The organism is Micromonospora sp. AMSO12t (assembly GCF_008806585.1).
In the GTDB taxonomy this organism is placed as follows: Bacteria; Actinomycetota; Actinomycetes; order Mycobacteriales; family Micromonosporaceae; genus Micromonospora; species Micromonospora reichwaldensis.
In genome coordinates this window covers 1-4,134 of record NZ_WAAS01000404.1, presented here as the reverse complement: position 1 = coordinate 4,134, position 4,134 = coordinate 1, and the positions used below count along the sequence as shown (strand labels likewise).

Annotated in this window: 5 protein-coding genes and 1 rRNA gene; 4 read left to right on the top strand and 2 right to left on the bottom strand. The window is 75.2% G+C overall.

Features of this window, described 5'->3' with window-relative positions:
• Positions 1-8: 8 nt before the first annotated feature.
• Positions 9-125 (top strand): 5S ribosomal RNA (rrf, locus tag F6X68_RS31260).
• 91 nt (positions 126-216) lie between these two features.
• On the opposite strand, the gene F6X68_RS33760 is transcribed toward rrf, so the two are convergent.
• Positions 217-960, bottom strand: coding sequence for a hypothetical protein (locus F6X68_RS33760; RefSeq protein ID WP_192581619.1), 744 nt, complete (start codon positions 958-960; stop codon positions 217-219).
• Between F6X68_RS33760 and F6X68_RS31255 the strand changes: the two genes are divergently transcribed.
• Together F6X68_RS31255 and F6X68_RS31250 are read left to right on the top strand one after the other, a co-directional pair.
• Positions 916-1,902, top strand: coding sequence for a lipopolysaccharide assembly protein LapB (locus F6X68_RS31255; RefSeq protein ID WP_225852541.1), 987 nt, complete (start codon positions 916-918; stop codon positions 1,900-1,902). The two genes, F6X68_RS33760 and F6X68_RS31255, sit on opposite strands and share 45 nt — an antisense overlap.
• On the top strand, positions 1,899-2,915 hold the full coding sequence (locus F6X68_RS31250) for an HAD-IIA family hydrolase (protein ID WP_151457615.1): 1,017 nt from the start codon (positions 1,899-1,901) through the stop codon (positions 2,913-2,915). Before F6X68_RS31255 ends, F6X68_RS31250 begins: the two co-directional genes overlap by 4 nt.
• A 125-nt stretch (positions 2,916-3,040) precedes the next feature.
• Here F6X68_RS31250 and F6X68_RS31245 read toward each other — a convergent pair whose 3' ends face one another.
• Complete coding sequence (locus F6X68_RS31245) at positions 3,041-3,379, bottom strand: SCP2 sterol-binding domain-containing protein (RefSeq protein ID WP_132234479.1); 339 nt, start codon at positions 3,377-3,379, stop codon at positions 3,041-3,043.
• A gap of 113 nt (positions 3,380-3,492) precedes the next feature.
• Between F6X68_RS31245 and F6X68_RS31240 the strand changes: the two genes are divergently transcribed.
• Positions 3,493-4,095 carry a phasin family protein gene (locus tag F6X68_RS31240; RefSeq protein ID WP_151457614.1) on the top strand — a complete coding sequence of 201 codons (603 nt, stop codon included), beginning with the start codon at positions 3,493-3,495 and terminating at the stop codon, positions 4,093-4,095.
• The last annotated feature ends 39 nt before the right edge of the window (positions 4,096-4,134 follow it).

Genomic DNA, 4,134 nt, shown 5'->3' with positions numbered 1-4,134 from the left:
GATAGAGTTACGGCGGTCATGGCGGAGGGGAAACGCCCGGTTACATTCCGAACCCGGAAGCTAAGCCCTCCAGCGCCGATGGTACTGCACTCGGGAGGGTGTGGGAGAGTAGGACACCGCCGGACAACTTTTCCAGTCGAGGGCCGCCCCATCCGGGTCGGCCCTCGACTGCGTAGCGTCGTAGGTGACGCAATGAGGAAGGATGTACCTGTGAGTTCAGGATCGCAGGGCGGAGATCGTCCCCGTCGCTACGAAGACCGTTCGGGTGGACGCGAGGGAGCGCCGCGCCGCGACGACCGGCCCCCGTACCGCGAGGACCGGGGCGGCCAGCGCGGCGGATACGCCGGCGGCGACCGCCGTGACGGCGACTCCCGTGCTGGCGACCGCCGAGAGGGCGGCTTCCGGTCCGGTCCGCGTGACGGCGACTCCCGCGGCGGTGGCGCCCCTCGTCGGGACGCCGGCGACCGCCAGGGCGGCTTCCGCAGCGACCGTGAGGGTTCCCGGGGCGGCGACCGCCGCGAAGGTGGCTTCCGTCGAGACGGTGACGAGCGCTCCGGCGGCTTCCGTGGCGGCGACCGTCCGGGTGGCTTCCGTGGTGGTGACCGCGAGGGTGGTTTCCGTGGTGGTGACCGTCGTGAGGGTGGTTTCCGTTCGGGTCCGCCGCGTGAGGGCGGCTACCGTGGTGGCGACCGTCGTGAAGGTGGCGACCGTCCGGGTGGCTACCGGGGCGGTGACCGCGAAGGTGGCTACCGGGGCGGAGAACGCCAGGGTGACCGTCGTGAGGGCGGCTTCCGGGGCGGAGAGCGTCGCGACGAGCGGCGGGAGCGTCCGGAGGCGGCGGGGGAGCGTACGGCGGGCCCCGCGCTGCCCGACGAGATCGTCGCGACCGACCTCGACAAGGACGTCCGGGCCGAGCTGCTCTCGCTGGCGAAGCCGGTCGCCGAGACGGTCGCCCGGCACCTGGTGGCGACGGGTCAGCTGATCGACGAGGACCCGGCCGAGGCGCTGGCGCACGCGCTGGCGGCCCGTCGGCTGGCGTCCCGGATCGCGGCCGTCCGCGAGGCGGTCGGCCTGGCCGCGTACCACGCGGGGGAGTGGCAGACCGCGATCGCGGAGCTGCGTACGTACCACCGGATGAGCGGGTTGCAGAGCCACCTGGCCGTGCTCGCGGACTGCGAGCGGGCGCTGGGCCGGCCCGAGCGGGCGATCGACCTGTTCCGTGGCGCGGACCGGGAGAAGCTGGACCAGGCCGTGGCGACCGAGCTGCTGATCGTGGCGGCCGGGGCGCGCGGCGACCTGGGCCAGAAGGACGCCGCGGTGGCCATGCTCCAGGTTCCCGAGCTGACGAGCGAGACGGCCGAGCCGTGGACGGCCCGGCTGCGGTACGCGTACGCCGACGCGCTGCTCGCCGTCGGTCGTCGTGACGAGGCCCGCGAGTGGTTCTCCCGCGCCGCCGACGTCGACACCGAGGGCGAGACCGACGCCGCCGAGCGGCTGCTGGAGCTCGACGGTGTGGTGATCGAGGGCGACGAGGAGGACGAGGAGTCCGCCGAGGCGATCGCCTCCGGCCCCGGCGCCCCGGGTGCGGTACCGGCCCGGCCGGACGCCGACCTCGCCGGCGACACGGAGCCGACCGCCGACGCCGACGCCGACGCCGACGCCGACGAGGACGAAGACGACGACGAAGGTGACGAGGACGACGAGCAGGACGAGCATTACGAGGACGACGAGCAGGACGGGGCCGCGGTCGCGGCGGTGCCGTCGGACGACCTGACCGACGACGAGCTGACCGACGACGAGGCAAGCACCGTCGCCGCCGGTACGCCCGGCGACGACAGCGGGGCCGCCACCGGCGGTGGCGAGCCCACCGCCTCCGGCGGGTCGGACACCGCGCAGCGATGACGAGGGGTGCCGGGGAACGGCTGGTCGACGGGTACGCCTTGGTCGTCTTCGACCTGGACGGCGTGATCTACCTGATCGACCGGCCGGTCCCCGGCGCGGTCGAGGCCGTCGGCCGGCTGCACGCCGAGGGCCGGTCGGTGGCGTACGCGACCAACAACGCCTCGCGCCGCTCCAGCGAGGTGGCCGACCTGCTCACCGGGATGGGTGTGCCCGCCCGGCCCGAGGAGGTGCTCACCTCGGCGGCGGCCGCCGCGGAGCTGCTTCGCGACCAGCTTCCCGCCGGAGCCGCGGTGCTGGTCGTCGGCACCGAGGCTCTGCGGGCCGAGCTGCGCGCGGTCGGGCTGACCCCGGTGTCCCGGGCCGACGAGTCGCCGGTCGCGGTGGTGCAGGGGTTCGGCCCGCAGGTCTGCTGGGCGGACCTGGCCGAGGCCTCGGTGGCCGTACGCGGCGGCGCGACCTGGGTCGCCACCAACACCGACCCGGCCCTGCCCAGCGATCGTGGACCACTGCCGGGCAACGGTGCCCTGGTCGCCGTGCTGCGCACCGCGCTGCGCCGGGATCCCGACGTGGTCGTCGGCAAGCCGGAGCCGGCCCTGTTCACCACGGCGGCCCGACGTGCCGGCGAGGGCCGGACGTTGCTGGTCGGCGACCGGCTGGACACCGACATCGAGGGTGCCCGGCGGGCCGGACTGGACAGTCTGCTGGTGCTCACCGGCGTGAGTGACGCGGCCGAGCTGCTCGCCGCCCCGCCGCACCGCAGGCCGACGTACGTCTCGATGGACCTGGCGGGGCTCTTCGACCCGGCGGCCGTGGTGCGGGTCCCGGGCCCGGCGGACGCCGGTGGATGGTCGGTGGCCGCGCGGGAGGACGCGCTGGAGCTGGCCGGGTCGGGCCGCACGCTGGACGCCCTGGCGGCGCTCTGCGCGACCGTCTGGTCGACGCGGCCGGCGCGGATCCGTCCCGGCTCGGCCGAGGCGGAGAAGGCACTGGCCGAACTCGGCCTGTCCGCCTGACGGGCCGCCGACGCCGAACTGGCTCCCGCCGACGCCGAATCCATCCGGCTGACGGGCCGCCGACGCCGAAATTCATCCCGCCGACGACCGCCCGCATTCCCGGGTCAGGCCCCGAGCGGGTTGGCTCAGAGCAGCTTGCGCAGCTTCATCAGGTCGAGCGGGTTGGCCTTGATCGACACCCGCCGGGACGTGACCGCGCGGGTGATGTCGAGTTCGCCGCGGACCAGTGCGAGCAGGTCGTCGCTGCCGGTGCTCAGCGCGATCTTGGCCTTCGGGTCGTCGCCGTCAGCCAGGTCGACCAGGCGGCCGCCGGAGAGCCGGCCGTGGAAGGCGGTCTCCAAGTCGGTGATCCGGCAGGCCAGCGTCCGGTCGAAGTCGACCTTCTCGCGCACCGTCTCCGCGTTGCGGTCCAGCCGGGCCGCCAGATCCCGCAACGCCTGCCGGCATTCGTCCACGCTGGCCACCATCGCCCCCTCACCGCTCGCCACGCCGTCCCCGGCACCGTACCGCACAGGGCGTCGCGGGGTGCCCGGTAGCGTGGCACCTGCACACCCCCGCCCCGCGGAAGGAAACAGGCATGCAGGACGCGTGGCGCGCCTACCTCGAGCTGGCCATGGGCCTGACGGAGGCGCCCCGGAAGAAGGCCCAGGACGCGGTTCGCCGGGTCGTCGGCTCGGGCGGGGCGACCGCCGCCCAGCTGCAGACCCTCGCCGAGGAGTTGGTCTCCACGGGCGCGGCCAACCGGGAGTCGCTGACCAAGCTGGTGCGGTTCGAAGTGGACCGGGCCCTCGGCGCGGTGGGGCTCGCCACCGCCGACGAGGTCGCCGAGCTGACCCGACGGGTGCACGAACTCGAGCGCCAGCTCCGGGACGCCAAGGCGACCCTCGGCGCCCCGGCGCCGCTGCCCACCGGCACCGAGGCGTCGGCGCACCCGGTGCCCGCCGCCGGGCCGTCGCCCGCCCCGGGCGCGGCCGAGCCGGCCGTACCGACCTCGGCTGCCCCCGCCCCGGTGGCGAGGCCGGCCGTCGCGAAGAAGGCACTGGCCAAGAAGGCCGTGGCGAAGAAGGCGGTGGCCAAGCGGACGCCGTCGGCCCTCGCCCCGACCGAGGGCGCCGCGGAGCCGGTCCGGCCGGCGAAGAAGGCACCGGCCCGCAAGCGGCCGCCGGAGGACGAGGCGTGATGCGCCCGGCCCCGGCGGGGAGCGGATCGTGAGCGGCCC